The organism is Paenibacillus faecis, from assembly GCF_008084145.1.
Taxonomy (GTDB): domain Bacteria; phylum Bacillota; class Bacilli; order Paenibacillales; family Paenibacillaceae; genus Fontibacillus; species Fontibacillus faecis.
This window is the reverse complement of sequence record NZ_VSDO01000001.1, coordinates 829,462-845,548: the sequence shown is the minus strand read 5'-3', so window position 1 is coordinate 845,548 and position 16,087 is coordinate 829,462. Positions and strand designations below refer to the sequence as shown.

The following is a 16,087-nucleotide window of genomic DNA, read 5'->3' as shown; positions in this document are numbered from 1 at the left end:
CTCATGCCTGCGTTTCGATTCATTCACGCCGCCGATCTGCACCTGGACACCCCGTTTGCGGGCATGTCCGGGCTGCCGGACCGGCTCCGGCGCCACCTTCAGGAGTCCACCTTCGCCGCGCTCGGCGATTTGGTGGACCTTGCCATATCAAGCGAAGTCGACTTTGTCGTCGTCAGCGGGGATGTGTACGACGCATCCGAATCTTCGCTCAGAGCCCAGCTAAGGCTTCAGGAAGCCTGGAACAGGCTGGCCTGTGCCAACATTCCGGTTTACGTCATCCACGGAAATCACGATCCCTTAAGCAGCAGCCGGCTGCGCTTATCCTTGCCGCGCAATGTCACGGTCTTCGGTGGAAGCCGGCCGGAATCCGCGACGGCGGTACGCCGCACGGACGGACAGCCCGTTGCGGTCGTCAGCGGCATCTCCTACCCGACGGCGGCGGTTACGGAGAACACCGCCCTGTTGTTCCGGCGCGACCCGGCTTCGCCGCTGTATCACATCGCGCTGCTTCATGCCAATGTGGACGGGCAGGAGGGGCATGACGCCTATTCACCTTGCTCGCTCAAGGACCTGCGCGCGTCGGGTTACGATTACTGGGCGCTCGGGCATATTCATAAACGCCAAATTTTAAGTGAATCGCCTTGGGTCGTTTACCCGGGCAACCTGCAGGGACGCAGCCTGAAAGAGACCGGACCGAAAGGCTGCTACCTTGTCGAAGTGGACGATAACGGAGAGACGAGTCTCCATTTCCGCGAGCTGGATCATGTCCGATGGACCGAGCTATCGATCCCGATCGGGGAGCTGGCCACGGAAGAGGCTTGGAAAGAGCGGGTGGAGGAACGAATGGAGGAAGTCCGGGGAGACTTGTCGGGCAAAACCGGAATCGTCCGTTTCACGTTTACCGGACGGGGCCCGCTGCACGCCTTGCTCCAAAACGGAAGGGGGGGCCACGATCTGCTGGCGGAACTGCAGCGGCGGGAGACGGGGCGTTTGGACGCCGACGCTTCGCTGCCGCTTCATTCCGTGGTTTGGCCGGTCGGCTTCAAAGCCAAAACCGGGCCGGACATCGACCGGGCCCGGCTGGCGGAGGAGGACAGTTTCCTCGGGGAACTGCTCCGGCTGACGGATCGGGCCTTGTCCAGCGGCGATCTCCGGGACGAACTGGTCGACACCGCGCTGACTCCGCTGATGGATAACCGCCATCTCCGCGAACTTTTGAAATCGCTCGGCCCCGGGGAGCGTCGGGAGCTGATCGAACAGGCCGGGGCTCTGGCGGCGTCGTTCCTGCTGGAGGAAGACATGCGGGGAGGGTCTGATTAATGCGGCTGGAGAAACTGCAGATTCAAGGCTTTGGCCGACTGGAGCACAAAGAAATCGAGTTCAAAGGGCCGGTAACGGTACTGTACGGTCCTAATGAGGCGGGCAAAAGCACCCTGCTCGGTTTTGTCCGCGCCATGCTGTTCGGCATTCCGTCGCGGACCTATGGCGCGATGCGCTATGAACCGCTACGCGGCGGAGCGCACGGCGGGATGCTGACCCTCCGGGACAGCGAGGGGAGCTTGTGGACGATCGAGCGCTATGCGCGTTCCCGGGAAGGGGCCTCCCCGGCGGGAGGGCGCGGCGATCGGCTGCGCATCACCCGCACGGGCCCGGGCGGCGAACTCCGCGAGCCGGCGCAGGAAGAGCTGGAGCGGGAGCTGCTTGGCGGCATGTCCAAGGAGATGTTCCGCCAGCTGTTCGCCATCTCGCTGAGCGAACTGCAGGAGGTTTCCGCGCTGCAGTCCGAAGAGATGAGCCGCTTTCTGTTTCATGCGGGCATCGGCGGAGGCGCCGCCGTTTTGCGCGGGGAGAAGAAACTTGCCCAGGAGATGGACAAGCTGTACCGCCCGCGGGGCCGGAATCAGGAGATGGCGGGGATCATCCAGTCCATCGAACAACTGGAGCGGCGAGCCGCCGCGGCAAAAGCGCTGCTTCCCCGGTACCGCGAGGTGTTGAAGGAGCTGGAAGAGGTCGGCGCAGACCTGGATGCGGGGGAAGCGGAACTGGAACGGCGGGCCGCCGAAGCGCTGCGGTTGGAAAAGGCCGCGGCTACCCGCGCCGACTGGCTCCGGCGGGAAGCGCTCCGGGCGGAGCTGGCCGAGCTCCCGGAACGCGCGACCTTCCCGGAGCAAGGGCTATCCCGCTGGGAACGGCTCCAGGAGGAGAAGGCGCGGCTGGAGCTGGAAGCCGCGGAGCTCCTGCGGAAGCGCGCCGTTTTGCAAGGCGAGCTGGAAGCGGTCCAGCCGGATCTCGCGCTGCTGGAACAGGAAGCCGGTATCCGCTCGCTGGCGGGCCGGCTGGAGCGGTATGAGAGCGGCATCCGGGAAGCGGCGGAGCTGCGGTCGGAAGCGGAGCAGCTCCGAAACCGGCTGGAGCATGTTTTGCGCAGCATCCATCCGGATTGGACGGCGGACGATTTGCGCGCCTTCGGGGGGACCGTCGGGGAGAAGGAAGCGGTCCGGCGGTTTACCGCCAGGTTCCAGGAGCACGATAAAACGGTGGATTTGCTGCACCATGAACGAATGAAGCTGGAGCGGGAAGCCTCGTCGCTGGAGGCTGTCCATGCCGGTGCGCTGGATCAGCTTCAGGCCAGTGCCGGTGCGGGGCGGCGGCAGTTTGGCGATGTGGTGCCGGAGGACCGGAATGAAGTTCGCCGGCTTTGGAGCGAAATTCAAGGACTGCTGGACCGTTGGAGAGCGGCGGCCTCGTCCGTTCAGGAGATGCGCCGCTCGGCCGAGGCCGAAGCGGCGGCGAAAGCCCATGTCCGCGGCTTCCAGCAACGGCTGCTTGGCGTATCGGCGGTCTTGACCGTGCTTCTGCCGATCTTGTTGTGGCTGGTGGCGCATTCGGGATGGAGCGCCCTGCTCGGCGGCGCGGTGCTGCTCGTCATCGACGCTTACCTGCTGCTGGCCCTCCGCGAACCCGGCGGCCGGAAACCCCGGCAGCGGCGGCGCGGAGGCCGCATGCTTTCAGAGCCGGTGGCTTCGCCCGAGGAGTTGCGGCTGCGGGAGATCTTGCCGCGGCTGATTGCCTCCCCGCTGACCGCGGCGGGAACCCAGGGCGTGGCGGCCAGTTTGGCCGAACCGGCGCGCTGGGACGAGGAAGAAAGGGCGCTGCGCCGGCTGATGGAGCAGTGGCAGCTGTGGGATCAGCGCCATACGGCACTGGAAGCGGCCGCGGCGGACGCCCGCAGGAAGACGGCCGGGAAGCTGGACGAACTGGCCGGATTACAGCGGGAGCTGGCGCGGAAAGAGACCGAATTCGCCGGCCTGGCCCGCGAATGGGAGGATTGGCTGCGGGAACGCCGGCTGCCCGGCGATTTGTCCCCGGAAGCGGCGATGGATGTGTTCCGGCTGGCCGAGCAAGGCAGGGAGTGGTTATCCCGCCTGGAAGCTTTGTCTGCCAAGCTTGCAGCAAGCAAGCTGGAGGCGGACGCCTTTGAGCGGGAGGGCCGCGCCTTGTTCGGCGAGCTTCCCGAAGCGGAATCCGCCGGGCCGGGGGCCATGGCCGCCTTCGTTCGCCGGGCGATGGCGGAATTGGATATCCAGCTGGAGCTTCAGGCGAAGCAACAGCGCCTGACCGACAGGCTGGCCCCGATCGAGGAGGAGCTGGACAGACGGAAAGACCGGCTGGAAGCGATCGCCGCCGCCGAGCGTCACTTGATTGACGAAAGCGGGGCGGCGAACGGCGAGATGTATTTGCGCTTCGGCGCCGAGGCCGACAAAAGGGAGAAGCTGATGGCGGAACTCAGGCAGGCCGAGCTTGTTTTGTTCGGAACGATGGGTGAAGCGGAGCGCCGGCGGCTTGAAGAACTGCAGCGGGATTATGAAGAGGGAATGCTGCTCAGGATGTCGGAGGAAGCCGGAAAGCGGCTCCATGAAGCGAAACAGCACAGGCAGCTTCTTATAGAACGGCGAGGCCGTCTGCTTCAAGAGAAAGAGACGCTGGAACAGCGGGGGCTGGAAGATGACGTGAATCAGCAGCTGGCGGAGCGGCAAGCCGCATTAGGGGAAGCTTTTGACCGATATGCGGTCTTGGCGGTGTGCCAGGAGCTGATCGCGCGGGTGCGCAACATCTATGAGGAGGAGCGGCAGCCCGTGGTGCTCCGGAAAGCCTCACGTTATTTTGAAAAGATGACGGGGGGCGCGTACAGCCGCATTCTCGTCAAAATGGGCAGCCAGGAATTAATGGCCGAGCATCGGGACGCCGGGCCGGTCTCCAGCTCCTATTTGAGCCGGGGAACGGCGGAACAGCTATTTCTGGCGATGCGGCTTGCGCTGTCGGAGGCCGTTTCGGGCCGGGAAAGCTTGCCGCTGCTTCTCGACGATCTGTTCGTCAACTTCGACGCGGGGCGATTGTCCGGGGTTCTGTCCGTCCTCAAGGAGGTTTCCGCCAGCAGGCAGTTGGTGCTTATGACCTGCCATGCGCATGTGGCGGACGGCGTCCGCAGCCAGCTGGGGGATGTCCAGTTCGTGGAGCTGGTTTAAATCAGCGCTGTCGGTAAAGCGCGAGCATGACGGCCCACAGCAGGCTGAACATCCCGAACGCCGGGTAGAGGATGGACAGCAGGGTGCTGAAGCCGAACTGGCTTGTCAGATAACAGATCAGCAAAATGCAGGCCGAGATCAGCCGGGGCGACAGCTGCAGCCGCTGTTTGAGCTGGAGCGTTACACCGTAGACGTCGGCGACAAAGGTGCTGAAAATTTCCATGAAGATCAGCACAAGATAAATGAGCTGGATGGTGGTCCCCATTTGTTGGGCGATGCTGCCCATGGGGATTTCGAATTGCGAGATCCCCGGCATGTTGGCCGACAGGGCAAAATGTCCGGCCATAAGCATGAAGCCGACGCCTGTCCCGCCGAGCAATCCGCCCCAAATAATGACGCGGCGATTCTCCGTCCGGCTGCCGATCGGGACGAGAACGGCCTGGGCCATGGATAGATTGAAGGCGGTGTACATCAAGGGGGAGGCCCAGGTCGCCAGCAATCCGTGGTCGGTGCCAAGCGTCAGAAACCGGGCGGCTCCCGGCGATCCCGCCGTATTAAAAATGATCGCCAAGGACAGCGTAATCATCATGGGGACGACCAGGGAGTTCAGTTTCATGACCCCGTCGATGCCTTTGCCCAGCAGGATGTACGTAAGGGTGAGGGTGATCCACAACCCGATTTGGTAGTTAATCCCGAAATGCTCCTGGAAGACCGAACCGGCTCCGGCCAGCATCACGCTGTTGACTCCGATCAGAACGATCAAGGTGAACAGGCTCAAGATTTGGCCGATGCGATTTCCGAACAGTTTCCGGTTTAGGTCTTCGTAAGATTCGGCGCGAATGCTGCGGGCCAGCAGCATCATTTTGGTGCCCAACCAAATGAACAGAGCCGAGGCGAGCAGGATCGTCAGCGCGCCCCATTTGCCGTACTGGGTGAAGAACTGCAGAATTTCCCGGCCGGTCGCAAAGCCGGCACCGACGACCGTGCCGATATAGGTGAAAGCGATTTGCAAAACTTTGACGGCATTTTTCATGGTTTTCCCCCCGGCCGATGTGCTATATATAGTACAAGGTATGTTGTCCGAGGACGGGACATGACTCAAACCCTAAATGGATCAAGTTCGGGAGGAATAGGAATGGAGAAATTAAAACAACGAATCGTGGAGCAGGGCGTGGTGGTGTCCGATCAGGTACTGAAGCTGGATGCGCTGCTGAATCATCAGGTCGACCCGCAGTTGACGATGGAGATGGGCCGGGAATTTGCCGCGCGTTTCCGGGACGCGGGCGTTACCCGAGTGGTCACGGTCGAATCCTCGGGCATTGCGATCGCTTTTGCCACGGCGTATGAATTGGGGGTTCCCCTGCTGTTCGCGCGCCGTAAGAAGACGCTGCTCGCCGAGCCCGATATGTTATGCGAACGCGTCCCTTCCTTTACGAAAGGGATCGTGACGGATATTTTGATCTCCCGGGAACTGATTTCGCCGGACGACCGGGTATTGTTTATCGACGATATCATCGCGAACGGGGATGCGGCCAGAGGGCTGGTCAAAATTATCGAGCGGTCGGGCGCGGAGTTGGTCGGCGCCGGGATTGTGGTGGAGAAATGCTTCCAGCCGGGAGCCAAAGCGCTGCGGGAACAAGGCATCCGTCTGGAATCCCTGGTACGAATCGCCTCGCTGGAAGGCGGCCAAGTTATTTTTGCCGACGCCTAAAGATTCCTTAGAAATTAATTCGTTCCAATTTTGCAACAGTTCTTTGCAGGCCTCTTTTTTTTCGTTATAATGGGGATTACTAGGGAGAGGAGGCTTATAAAATGGGGAATGAACCTGTAGTGAACGCGGAATTCTTTATTTCTAAATTGTCCGATGCCAAGGTTACTTTCGAACGTGCCCTGGATTGCAAACATACGGAGTTTGACGACCTTTATCCCTATATGCTTGAGCATCCCCAGTTCTTCTGGTATAAGCGCTATGTCGCTTGGTCACAGTTGCTGACGATCGCTGAGCTATGCGAGGAGCTAGGTATTGACTGGAGGGCGGAATTCAGCCCGCAGCAGGTCGGATATGTGAAGCAGCGTGTCATGTCGGCGAAGGTGCTTGATTTCTGGTTCGAGAAGAACGACAGCAAGGAGCATGCCCAACGCTAAGATGGAAATGGGAGGGTGGCTCGCCCATCCGATGGTTGATCATAGTTTAGTTGTATCATGGGCGTTGGCGTAAAGCTGCGGTCATGGTGTGTTAAGAGGCTCCGTGGATTGCCGCGGAGTCTTTTTTTATTACGGCTTTAGCCAGTTGAGTGCGTGAAACGCGCGAAACAAAAAACCACCCGCTATGCGGGTGGAGGGATCTAGGGTTTGACCAACAAGACCATTCCCATAAAATTGAGATGTTCAGGCTCAATAATGAAAGGAATGGTCTTAGATGGCAAACAAGAGCTATAGTCTAGCCCACACGAAATGGATGTGCAAATACCACATCGTGTTCACCCCGAAGTATAGACGGAAAGAGATCTATAATCAAGTGAGGAAAGACTTAATCGAAATATTCAAGCGGTTATGTAAATACAAGGGAGTGGAGATCATAGAAGGTCACATGATGCCAGATCATGTACACATGTTAGTGGCGATACCTCCAAAAATCTCTGTATCATCGTTTATGGGATATCTAAAGGGAAAGAGTTCGCTAATGATATTTGAGAAGCATGCCAGCTTGAAGTATAAGTATGGAAATCGGAAATTTTGGGCGGAGGGGTACTACGTCAGCACTGTGGGCTTAAATGAGGCCACCGTCGCTAAATATATACGTGAGCAGGAAGCACATGACCAAGCAATTGATAAACTGAGCGTAAAAGAGTATGAAGATCCATTCAGCAGAAACAGTAGCAAAAAGAAGTAAACCAGTTTAACTGGTAAGTGAAAGTGACAAAAACACTGAGCCTGAACAATTTTATTGTCAGGCTAGCGTCTTTAGGCGCAGTTTGGCAACAGGGGGTTATACCCCAAGAGCAAACCACCCGTTGGACGGGTGGTTATGATTTATGATGGATAGTGATATTCTATATCAGAAAGACGGTGATTGCGATGATTTCCGATGAAGAACTGAATGCGTTTCGTTTGTCGGGTGAGAAGGTTCGGGTGGTACGCGACGCGCTCCCCGAGAACGACATCCGGGGGATTGTCGTAGCCTGGGACGATACCCACGTGCTGATCCGCAGGCCCAACCGGAATGTGGTCAAGCTCGACCGGCGCTATAGCATCTCTCCGGCCAAAGAGCCGCGGATTTCCCCGGAGTTCTAAGCATATTTGTCGGCGGGGCGGGACATGGTAGTAAGGTAGTCAGGATAACGACAAGTCAAATCCCTGAGAAAGGATGCCTGAATAGCCATGTCACTCGTCAGTGAGAAAATAAGAGCATATAAAGATCAGATCCACACCTACGGAGCCGCCGTTCCCGGGGCGACCGAGGCATATCATGCGTTTACGGGGGAGTGCTTCGAGGACGGCAAGCTGGACGCCAAAACCAAGCAGCTGATCGCGTTGGGGATCGCCTTGTCCACGAATAATGAAATTTGCACGTTCTATCATACCGAGGAAGCCAGATCCAAGGGAGCGACGGAGGAAGAACTCTTGGAAACGGTGGCGGTCGCTTCCGCCGCATTGGCGGGGAATGCCTTGTCCCAAGGCGTGATTCGCGTACAAGAGGCTCTCGGTCAAACGCCTATGCACTAAGGATCGTATTTATTAAAAACTGACCCCGATGTTTCCTCAGGAAACACAGGGGTCTTCATTTATTCGGGAGCAGCTAGATTCATGGTTGGCTCGGACAGCGGCGTCTCGGGGAAACTTGTGCTGCCGGACCCCAAATAGGCGCGGATGCGGGAGGATATTTCGCTGCGGAGGACGGGCCAGAGCATCTTTATCGCTCCCCGGTAACCTCGGCAGAGATATTCGGCTTCGATCCCATGCTCATCCTGGGTCAGGCGCAGGAACTTGATCCGGCGTTTCTGAAATTCCGCCATAATCTCGTGCTGTACCAAAGAAGCGCGCCGTTCGGCGCCGCGAATAATCCCCGTATAGAGCTCCGGGCTCTTCAAAACGCCGCTTTCCTCCAAAATTCGGGCATCCCGATCCAGAATCCGGCGGATAAAACGCAGCAGAACTACGCTTCGAATCAATGCCAATTCATCTTCCGTAATGCCGGGTACAGCCATTTTGAGCAACCCCCTTATCCAAGATGGGAACTTACGTTCTTATTTTAGCCAAAATACCGTCGAATTAAAAGAGGAAATAAAAGTGTTGACTATGTCTATAGTTTTATGCTATTATAAATCTTGTCGCTGCGGAAATTGATTTTCTGTAAGTCAGACACTAAGCGGTCGTGGCGGAATTGGCAGACGCGCACGGTTCAGGTACTTGCGCGGAAGTCAGGGATGTGAGCCCGAAAGCCTTGTGGTTATGCGGTTTTATCGAAGTATTAGTTCCAAGTTCTCTCTTGTAGTTCTCTCCTTTTTCTGAGGCACAGGATGAGCAAAATTTGCGGTCGTGGCGGAATTGGCAGACGCGCTGGCTTCAGGTGCCAGTGGTAGCAATACCGTGGAGGTTCGAGTCCTCTCGACCGCATCACTTAACAAAGAACAGGCTCTTGAATTTGTCCTTGTGACGCTTCAGGAGCTTTTTGCATGGTTGGGATTTGCAAGGTATTGTTCATGACCTGGGCCGACGAAATCTTTGAACTGTAATCTAAGTGTGCATAGATGTTTGCCGTCGTGGAATAATGGCTATGCCCTAGCCATTCTTGAATATCTTTCAGGTTCACACCATTGGCAAGTAACAAGCTCGCACAACTATGACGAAGATCATGGAAGCGAATACGCCTCAGCCCATGCTTCTTCAGAACAAGTGGAAAATGTTGAGTGATATATCCCGGTTTGATTCGATCGCCCAGCTTGTTTACGTAGATGTAATCCTCATATTTGTATTGATACGAGTCCTTGAATAAGGCACGATTTTTTTGCTGCTCCTCCCAAAGTCGAAGCAACAGTTCAAAGAAAGCAGGTACGAGCGGCAAAGTACGATAGCTTGCTTTGTTTTTTGCACGGTCTTTCTCTACAATGATCTGTTTCCCTTCATAAGATACAGGGATAACAGTATGACGAATGGAAATGGTTTGAAGCTGAAAGTTAATGGCACTCCATTTCAATCCAACAATCTCGCTGCGCCGAAGTCCGTAGAACGCAGCCAAATAAACCGCCAATTCTACAGGATCGCCTTTTACAACCTCAAATAATTGGTTAAGCTCTTCATTGGTGTAGAAGCTCCCAACAAACCTATTTTTCTTTGGGCGATCTACCTTATCTGCCGGGTTGGACCGAATCATATCCATTTTAAAAGCATGTTGAAGTGCTTGACGAATATTCGCATGATAGTGCTGTACTGTATTCGTCGTGATTTTGTATTCCTTCAAACAATACTGGTAGAAGTCATGTAGATGCTTTGGTGTTAAGTCGGCAAGCAAGATTTTCTTTTCTTGAAAGTAAGGAGCAACCCTTGTTTTAACAGCAAACGAATATGCTGCATGAGTGGTTATTTCCACTTGGTACTTAATCATTTCAAGCCATTCCAACATAAAATCGGCGAAAAGAATACCGGTCGGACTGTCCTCATCTTGTGTAGGTTCATTCTCAACCGGTTGTGTTGCTTGCTCTACAATGGATTCTGAAGGAATTTCAAAATTCTTTCGTGCATCTTGCAGCATACTTTCAGCTTTCTTTTTGTTGCCTTTTGTCGGCAATCCCGTTGCAATCCATGTGCTTTTTCGTTTCCCGTTTTCATCTTTGTAGCTCAAGACGATGTAAAAATTGCCTTTCTTTTCTTGTAGGTGGCCTGCTACCAAAACCTTTCCCTCCTTGGTTTAGCAGTCCCAAACTTCCTACCATTGACACTTTTATTATAACAGGATAAAATAGATAATTCAATGCGTTAAAGCGTCATTGTTTGAAAGTGGGCATGTATTCATAATTTCACGGAGATAGTGAATGACACTCTGTTTCGGAATTTTGTATGTTCTTCCAATACGAAAATGATCGATACGTCCAGCTTGCAGTAATTTGTAAGCTGTTTTGGAACTGATGTCGCCAAGCATTTCACACACTTGTTCAACAGAGACCACGTCGGGATAATTCAAATATAGAAGGGAATAAAGATCGGGAATAGTAACGGGTTCTGAGTTTATGTCTGCCATGGCTAATCTCCTTTCCGTTAATATGGAGGTATGTAAAGGTTTACAGCAAGGCAAAGGGGATCGAGAGCGGTAGAAAACTGGAGAACTGTTCTCAAAGGAATACAACTTTCTTTTTCTAATAGATCTGCTTCAAGCTGCCGCTGGCAAACGGCATCATAACCTCGATGATATCGAAGTTCCCCCTCGACTGAGCGGGCTGCCCCCAATGCAGTGACGCTGGCCGGGCAGAAGTATCATAATCTCTCTAACTGGTCATGGCGATTCAACCCGCCACAGGTTGATTACAGCCAGAAGTAAATCGCTCGGGTCCCAAATGTGTCAGACCGTCATGGCGCTTCCGCTTCGTCGCTTCAGTTACTCACAGGGCTAGAGGAATGTACTTGAAACAAAATATATGAAGTTATCAAAGGACATCTTCGACACCAAACTCATTTGCTTGTGCCGTCATATACTAAATGGTGACAGGTTTAAGAAAAAGCAACCAAATACGGAGAAAAAACGCTTCAAACCGAGCCCCGCCTTGTACGTATTGTTCAATTGAAAAGGATCAAAGGATCACCTCCATCTGCTCGTATCATGTCTGCTGACGATGGCTCTCGAAAGTGTTCAATACCCCAAAGGGAGATCATCCCGACTGCTACAGGACGAGTTTTCACATTTGAAGAAGCGGTATTGGGGCCAGCACTTACGGTCAAGAGGGTACTTCTGTGCAACCGTAGGTGCTGTCAATGAAGATACGATTAGTCGGTACATAAAAGGTCAACAAGTTGAAGGCGACGATGTGTTGAGATTGAAGAGTAGCCCCCAAGAAGGCCGAGTTTCAATCGGAACATTCAGGTGGCTTCAGCCACAGGTAGCTTTTAGCAGGCCTTAGCCTGAACTGCGACTTTCAGTCGCTCAAAGAAAACCTACCGGCTTTAGCCGGTAGGTTTTCTTTGAGCATTAACAGTATGTGATCCTGCTGCGTCTGCCGCTGAACATCGTGAATTTGGGCAACCGGGCGATTTCCAGTCCCGTTTGGTAACTTCCGTCAAACTGTTCATCGGATTCAGCCGCTTGCGGAATTCCGTGAACAAGTATGAACTGACTTATAGCTATGATTCGAAAGGCTATTATCAGACGGTTTATCGATTTGAAGGAGAAGTTAACGGAACGACCTGGGACACTCTTATCCCGGTAATGATAAATTAATTTGTCGCGAGGCGAGGTCAAGTGAGACTGGCTGAGCTGTTTGAGGAACGTTACGGCACTTCCCAACTGCCTCAGGAATAAAAACCCAGCTCCCGCGCCTTCGCTTGGGCTACGCGCGCCTCCTCGAAATAAGTCAGAACATTAACATCTTGATATTCAGTGTCCCACTGAATAACCCTACTTCTTCCATACACAAACTTCTTGACGCTGCCGACAAACCAACCCAAGATCAAAAATGACGATATAAATTGCCTCGTGGTTATGTTCCTTTTACCGCCTCTTTTTCAGTATGCAGTATATACTGATCTGTGACTGTATCGAACCGGCCCTTGGAGCCCGTCGATCGTCCTGTACGAGTACCAGCCGACGAGGGCGGGCGGACATCCGAAACGCTTTCCAAGTATTTAACGCCGAATCGAGCGTAAATTTTACCAGCTACCAGTGAAACAATACCGTTTGCAATAGCATCGGGTAAAATAATTAGTCTAGAATCAAGATCCGTCATCCCCTTAATGTTTTGATTATAAATAGGGCTTGCTGAACAAGAACGGATGACGCAAAAGGTCAATTTTTAATCTGGCGCAGCTACAGGTATCCAACCTGTTAGCAGCGCTCCACCTTCCAAATGGTTACCTGCGGAAAGTTCACCTCCGTGTCGCCTTACAATTCTTTGTGAAATGGTCAACCCTAATCCGCTACCCCCAGTTGAACGATTTCTAGATACTTCACCACGATATAGAGGTTCAAAAACTTGATGTAGTTCTTCCGAGGAGAAGCCCGGGCCTGTATCACGTATCATAAACTTTATTATGTTACCTTCTTTATAACATTGAACAACAATTTCACCATAGGAGGGTGTGTGTCTGACGGCATTATCCAACAAATTGTTCATCGCTCGTTCCAATAAATGCATATCACCGTTAATGAAGCAGTCGTCTGCAGTATGGCTCGAGATCGAGATGTTCTTTTGGCGAGCTAGCGGACTTAAACTGTCAACCGATTTCAGGATGATGTGTTTAAAATCAATCGTCTGATTGTGAAGATTCATCTCCACATGCTCCATCTTTGTAAATGTGAAAAGGTCCTCTACCAACCGGTCCAATTGCGCCGATTTTTCCTTACAAACCGCCAAATATTTGGTTATTTTATCCGGAGATTGGGCAATGCCTTGCTCCAGACCATCCAAGTAACCTCGTAAGGCGAACAATGGGGTCCGTAAATCATGCGCGACAGCTGCGATCACGAATCGACGTTCTTCTTCCAATTCCGCTTGTTTTTGAAAAGCTTTTTGAATCCCCTTCACCATCACTTCGAATCCATCGCGTACTTCGGAGATTTCGGTGATCCTAGATCTAGGCAACTCCACCTCCCAATCTCCTGCGGCGATTTTTCTGGCTGCAAAGCTCATCCTTTCGAGAGGCTTAAGAAGAAACCTTCGCATTTCAACACCGATAATAAAGAAAGCTAACAATAGTCCGACCACCATCGAAATCATCTGAACCGCATTTGACTTCGGCAAAAAAATAACGACCTTTCCAAGTAAATGACCGTCCTCTATGATGGAGAACCGTTCGGTAGAAGACAATGCGCCATGGCTCTGCGGATTAGACCGATAAATTTCCTGATCTGACGCAGATAGAATAGCCGCTTCCATCTTCGCTTGGCGCAACTCATTATCCAATTGGTTTTGCCAATTCGGATCCCTCCATTTGTCCGAATTGGTTTCGATCAGGTGTACAGTCTCGATCAATTGTCTTTGCAGAATCTCGTCTTGCGACCCGTCTTTTGCGAAGCTGAGCGTTTTTGTCTCCATGAAATGTGCTGTCACATAGAAGATCCACGGCACTAGCAGTATGAAGAAGAAAAGCAGTATAGTAAACGAACGAATGCGAAGTGTTCTCATTTTATCCTCCCTCGAAGCGATACCCTATTCCCCATACGTTGACCAGGTATTGAGGATGGTTCGGATCGGATTCGATTTTTTCGCGAAGTCGACCGAGGTGCACCCGAATTGTATGCCTGTCGCCCACCCCATCCCAAAATTTTGAAAGTATCTGTTCATATGAAAAAACATGCCTGGGGTGTTCGACAAATAATCGCAACAACTCATATTCCCTCGGCGTGAGCACTACATTCTTCCCATCCACGATCACTTCTCTTGTGGATAGATTTAGCTTGATGCGGCCAAAATCCAAGATCCTTTCATCCATTTGCAGCTGGGAAATGGAACGCCGCAATACTGCTTTTATCCTGGCTACGATCTCGCCGGGTGAAGCGGTTTTGACGATATAATCATCGCCGCCGAGCGTCAGCCCTCGAATCTTGTCCACATCATCGCTGCGTGCGCTCAAGAAAAGGATCGGAACGTTACTCTCCGCCCGAATCCGGCGACATAACTCAAACCCGTTTTGTCCCGGCATCATGATGTCAAGAACAATACAATGAATGGAACTCTGCTCAAACAAGGCCCACGCTTGAACGGTATCGCAAGCAGTTATAACGCGAAAATTTTCGTACTCTAAAAAGTCCCTCAATAATTCGACGATGCTTTGGTCATCGTCTACAACCAGTATCGTACTTACTTCGCTCATGAATATCCCACCTTTGAATACTAGTTTATCATTTTTCCCCGAGAAACTAACGGAACCACCTGATTTGTGATGAATTGTTTATTGTTTTGTGACCTTTATACAACTTCGTTTGAGATACTCGTTTGTTATGATTCTTCTTGCGGACCCGGATGGCAAATATCGCGAGTAAGGGCTCGTTCTACGCAAAAACGGATGAAGGAGGATGACATAGGCTTGGAACACGGTAGTTTCTCGTTTTTTCCATTCGGTGCTCTATTTTGTCTCACGCTTTTTTCTTTTGTGGCAGTTCGAATTTATGCGATTCGTCACCGCTACAGAGATTCCAATCAAAATGACCGTGACATCGCATTGATTCTAAAAGGCCGGATGGCTAGGGGGGGGATCGACGAGAAGGAATATCACAGGCTGAAGGAGCTTCTGACAAAATAACTTTTCCCTGATCGACCCGCAGGTTCGAGGATCGACCTACTGACTTTGAATACGAGGAGGTTTATGGATGTTTACAGTTCAAATCGTGCTTTTTGATGGCTTCGACCTTCTGGATGCCATTGCGCCTTACGAGGTTTTTTGCGCCGCTGCCATGTATGCTGAAAACGCGTTAAGCGTAGAACTCGTTACCGCTGAAGGGCCGAGATCCGTCACTAGCGGCATCAACGGGTTAAAAATTGAAGCGAGCTGCAGACTGAACCCGGAACGTGCGGGCATTATTCTCGTCCCTGGCGCGTCGGGCGACGCCGAAGGTGATGGCCCCGATTCGCCCCCGGTTATTCTGTCGCGGGCAATGAATACAGGATTGACCGGAATGATTGGGCAGGCGCTCGGGCAAAAAGACATCGTCGTCGCCACGGTTTGCGGCGGTTCCCTGTTGCTGGCTATGGGAGGGCTCTTAGAGGGCAGACCGGCGGTAACGCATCATCTGGGCATGGATGTACTTGGAGCAACCGGCGCCATTCCCGTCCCGGCACGCGTAGTGGACAACGGCAACCTGGTTACTGGCGGCGGCGTTACTTCGGGACTCGATGTAGCGCTGTATCTGGTGGAACGCGAGCTTGGACCACGCATCGCGCACGCGGTAGAGCAGCTGTTCGAATATGAACGGAGAGGAACGGTCTGGCGGGAAGAAGGAATGGCGCCTAGCTCTCACAAGGCAGAGGCCGACGAAGAAACGAACATTGCAATGAACAAAGCGGGGATGACCTCCGACACCCTGGATATAAAATCGTCCAGGGAATCTGACTTCGACGGAGATTGGGATACGACAATCGCTACGCCTGTTGGGAAACTGGAGGTCAAGCTCTCCATCTCCATAAGGAATGGGATGATCCAAGGCAAGGCAACACAAGGAGATGAGACGGTCGAGTTTATAAACCCCTTACTTCAGGACAATAAGCTTACTTGGTCGCTGCGCATCACGAAACCCATGCGCTTAAATCTGAAATTCGAAGTTGCCGCCGAAGGAGATCACATGATCGGATTCGCCAGGGCCGGCATTCTGCCTGCATCCAAATTAACAGGCAAGCGTGTTTCCTAACAAGGAAATG

Annotated in this window: 15 protein-coding genes, 1 tRNA gene and 1 pseudogene; 11 read left to right on the top strand and 6 right to left on the bottom strand. The window is 53.0% G+C overall.

Features of this window, described 5'->3' with window-relative positions:
• The first annotated feature begins 3 nt into the window (after positions 1 to 3).
• Both FRY98_RS03850 and FRY98_RS03845 read left to right on the top strand, forming a co-directional pair.
• A complete protein-coding gene (locus FRY98_RS03850; protein WP_148450406.1) occupies positions 4 to 1,320 on the top strand; it encodes a metallophosphoesterase family protein in 1,317 nt (438 codons plus the stop codon).
• Entirely contained in the window at positions 1,320 to 4,526 is a 3,207-nt protein-coding gene (locus FRY98_RS03845) for an AAA family ATPase (RefSeq protein WP_148450405.1), read from the top strand. Before FRY98_RS03850 ends, FRY98_RS03845 begins: the two co-directional genes overlap by 1 nt.
• A 1-nt stretch (position 4,527) precedes the next feature.
• On the opposite strand, the gene FRY98_RS03840 is transcribed toward FRY98_RS03845, so the two are convergent.
• Positions 4,528 to 5,559 (bottom strand): YkvI family membrane protein, encoded by a 1,032-nt coding sequence (locus tag FRY98_RS03840; RefSeq protein WP_148450404.1) that lies wholly within the window; start codon positions 5,557 to 5,559, stop codon positions 4,528 to 4,530.
• Between the two features lie 102 nt (positions 5,560 to 5,661).
• Between FRY98_RS03840 and FRY98_RS03835 the strand changes: the two genes are divergently transcribed.
• The 5 genes from FRY98_RS03835 to FRY98_RS03815 all read left to right on the top strand — a co-directional run bounded on the left by FRY98_RS03835 (position 5,662) and on the right by FRY98_RS03815 (position 8,252).
• Entirely contained in the window at positions 5,662 to 6,237 is a 576-nt protein-coding gene (locus FRY98_RS03835; protein WP_148450403.1) for a xanthine phosphoribosyltransferase, read from the top strand.
• 101 nt (positions 6,238 to 6,338) lie between these two features.
• On the top strand, positions 6,339 to 6,671 hold the full coding sequence (locus tag FRY98_RS03830) for a hypothetical protein (RefSeq protein ID WP_148450402.1): 333 nt from the start codon (positions 6,339 to 6,341) through the stop codon (positions 6,669 to 6,671).
• Between the two features lie 274 nt (positions 6,672 to 6,945).
• A complete protein-coding gene (gene tnpA / locus FRY98_RS03825) occupies positions 6,946 to 7,419 on the top strand; it encodes an IS200/IS605 family transposase (protein WP_148450401.1) in 474 nt (157 codons plus the stop codon).
• 185 nt (positions 7,420 to 7,604) lie between these two features.
• On the top strand, positions 7,605 to 7,820 hold the full coding sequence (locus FRY98_RS03820) for a hypothetical protein (protein WP_148450400.1): 216 nt from the start codon (positions 7,605 to 7,607) through the stop codon (positions 7,818 to 7,820).
• A gap of 87 nt (positions 7,821 to 7,907) precedes the next feature.
• Positions 7,908 to 8,252 (top strand): carboxymuconolactone decarboxylase family protein, encoded by a 345-nt coding sequence (locus FRY98_RS03815; RefSeq protein ID WP_148450399.1) that lies wholly within the window; start codon positions 7,908 to 7,910, stop codon positions 8,250 to 8,252.
• Positions 8,253 to 8,311: 59 nt separating this feature from the next.
• On the opposite strand, the gene FRY98_RS03810 is transcribed toward FRY98_RS03815, so the two are convergent.
• Entirely contained in the window at positions 8,312 to 8,734 is a 423-nt protein-coding gene (locus tag FRY98_RS03810; RefSeq protein WP_148450398.1) for a YhjD family protein, read from the bottom strand.
• Between the two features lie 325 nt (positions 8,735 to 9,059).
• Here FRY98_RS03810 and FRY98_RS03805 point away from each other — a divergent pair.
• Positions 9,060 to 9,143, top strand: a tRNA-Leu gene (locus tag FRY98_RS03805).
• Between the two features lie 4 nt (positions 9,144 to 9,147).
• Here FRY98_RS03805 and FRY98_RS03800 read toward each other — a convergent pair.
• Positions 9,148 to 10,416: a tyrosine-type recombinase/integrase gene (locus FRY98_RS03800; protein WP_148450397.1), complete on the bottom strand. Its 1,269-nt coding sequence runs from the start codon at positions 10,414 to 10,416 to the stop codon at positions 9,148 to 9,150.
• 78 nt (positions 10,417 to 10,494) lie between these two features.
• Positions 10,495 to 10,764, bottom strand: a complete 270-nt coding sequence (locus FRY98_RS03795; RefSeq protein WP_148450396.1) for a helix-turn-helix domain-containing protein — start codon at positions 10,762 to 10,764, stop codon at positions 10,495 to 10,497.
• 556 nt (positions 10,765 to 11,320) lie between these two features.
• On the opposite strand from FRY98_RS03795, the pseudogene FRY98_RS03790 reads away from it, so the two are divergent.
• A pseudogene (locus FRY98_RS03790) lies at positions 11,321 to 11,638 on the top strand (transposase); the annotation flags it as partial.
• An 888-nt stretch (positions 11,639 to 12,526) separates the two neighbouring features.
• Here FRY98_RS03790 and FRY98_RS03785 read toward each other — a convergent pair.
• On the bottom strand, positions 12,527 to 13,858 hold the full coding sequence (locus FRY98_RS03785) for a sensor histidine kinase (RefSeq protein ID WP_148450395.1): 1,332 nt from the start codon (positions 13,856 to 13,858) through the stop codon (positions 12,527 to 12,529).
• Between the two features lies 1 nt (position 13,859).
• A complete protein-coding gene (locus FRY98_RS03780) occupies positions 13,860 to 14,546 on the bottom strand; it encodes a response regulator transcription factor (protein ID WP_148450394.1) in 687 nt (228 codons plus the stop codon).
• 213 nt (positions 14,547 to 14,759) lie between these two features.
• Between FRY98_RS03780 and FRY98_RS03775 the strand changes: the two genes are divergently transcribed.
• Both FRY98_RS03775 and FRY98_RS03770 read left to right on the top strand, forming a co-directional pair.
• The gene (locus FRY98_RS03775) at positions 14,760 to 14,975 is read left to right on the top strand and encodes an SHOCT domain-containing protein (protein WP_338114589.1); all 216 of its coding nucleotides are present in this window, start codon (positions 14,760 to 14,762) and stop codon (positions 14,973 to 14,975) included.
• A 67-nt stretch (positions 14,976 to 15,042) separates the two neighbouring features.
• Entirely contained in the window at positions 15,043 to 16,077 is a 1,035-nt protein-coding gene (locus tag FRY98_RS03770; protein WP_148450393.1) for a DJ-1/PfpI family protein, read from the top strand.
• Positions 16,078 to 16,087 lie beyond the last annotated feature (10 nt).

Coding starts and splice junctions, on each gene's coding strand:
- FRY98_RS03815 (WP_148450399.1), top strand. CDS start 7,908: ATGTCACTCGTCAGTGAGAAAATAAGAGCATATAAAGATCAGATCCAC.
- FRY98_RS03850 (WP_148450406.1), top strand. CDS start 4: ATGCCTGCGTTTCGATTCATTCACGCCGCCGATCTGCACCTGGACACC.
- FRY98_RS03795 (WP_148450396.1), bottom strand. CDS start 10,764: ATGGCAGACATAAACTCAGAACCCGTTACTATTCCCGATCTTTATTCC.
- FRY98_RS03820 (WP_148450400.1), top strand. CDS start 7,605: ATGATTTCCGATGAAGAACTGAATGCGTTTCGTTTGTCGGGTGAGAAG.
- FRY98_RS03785 (WP_148450395.1), bottom strand. CDS start 13,858: ATGAGAACACTTCGCATTCGTTCGTTTACTATACTGCTTTTCTTCTTC.
- FRY98_RS03840 (WP_148450404.1), bottom strand. CDS start 5,559: ATGAAAAATGCCGTCAAAGTTTTGCAAATCGCTTTCACCTATATCGGC.
- FRY98_RS03830 (WP_148450402.1), top strand. CDS start 6,339: ATGGGGAATGAACCTGTAGTGAACGCGGAATTCTTTATTTCTAAATTG.
- FRY98_RS03835 (WP_148450403.1), top strand. CDS start 5,662: ATGGAGAAATTAAAACAACGAATCGTGGAGCAGGGCGTGGTGGTGTCC.
- tnpA (WP_148450401.1), top strand. CDS start 6,946: ATGGCAAACAAGAGCTATAGTCTAGCCCACACGAAATGGATGTGCAAA.
- FRY98_RS03810 (WP_148450398.1), bottom strand. CDS start 8,734: ATGGCTGTACCCGGCATTACGGAAGATGAATTGGCATTGATTCGAAGC.
- FRY98_RS03770 (WP_148450393.1), top strand. CDS start 15,043: ATGTTTACAGTTCAAATCGTGCTTTTTGATGGCTTCGACCTTCTGGAT.
- FRY98_RS03780 (WP_148450394.1), bottom strand. CDS start 14,546: ATGAGCGAAGTAAGTACGATACTGGTTGTAGACGATGACCAAAGCATC.
- FRY98_RS03845 (WP_148450405.1), top strand. CDS start 1,320: ATGCGGCTGGAGAAACTGCAGATTCAAGGCTTTGGCCGACTGGAGCAC.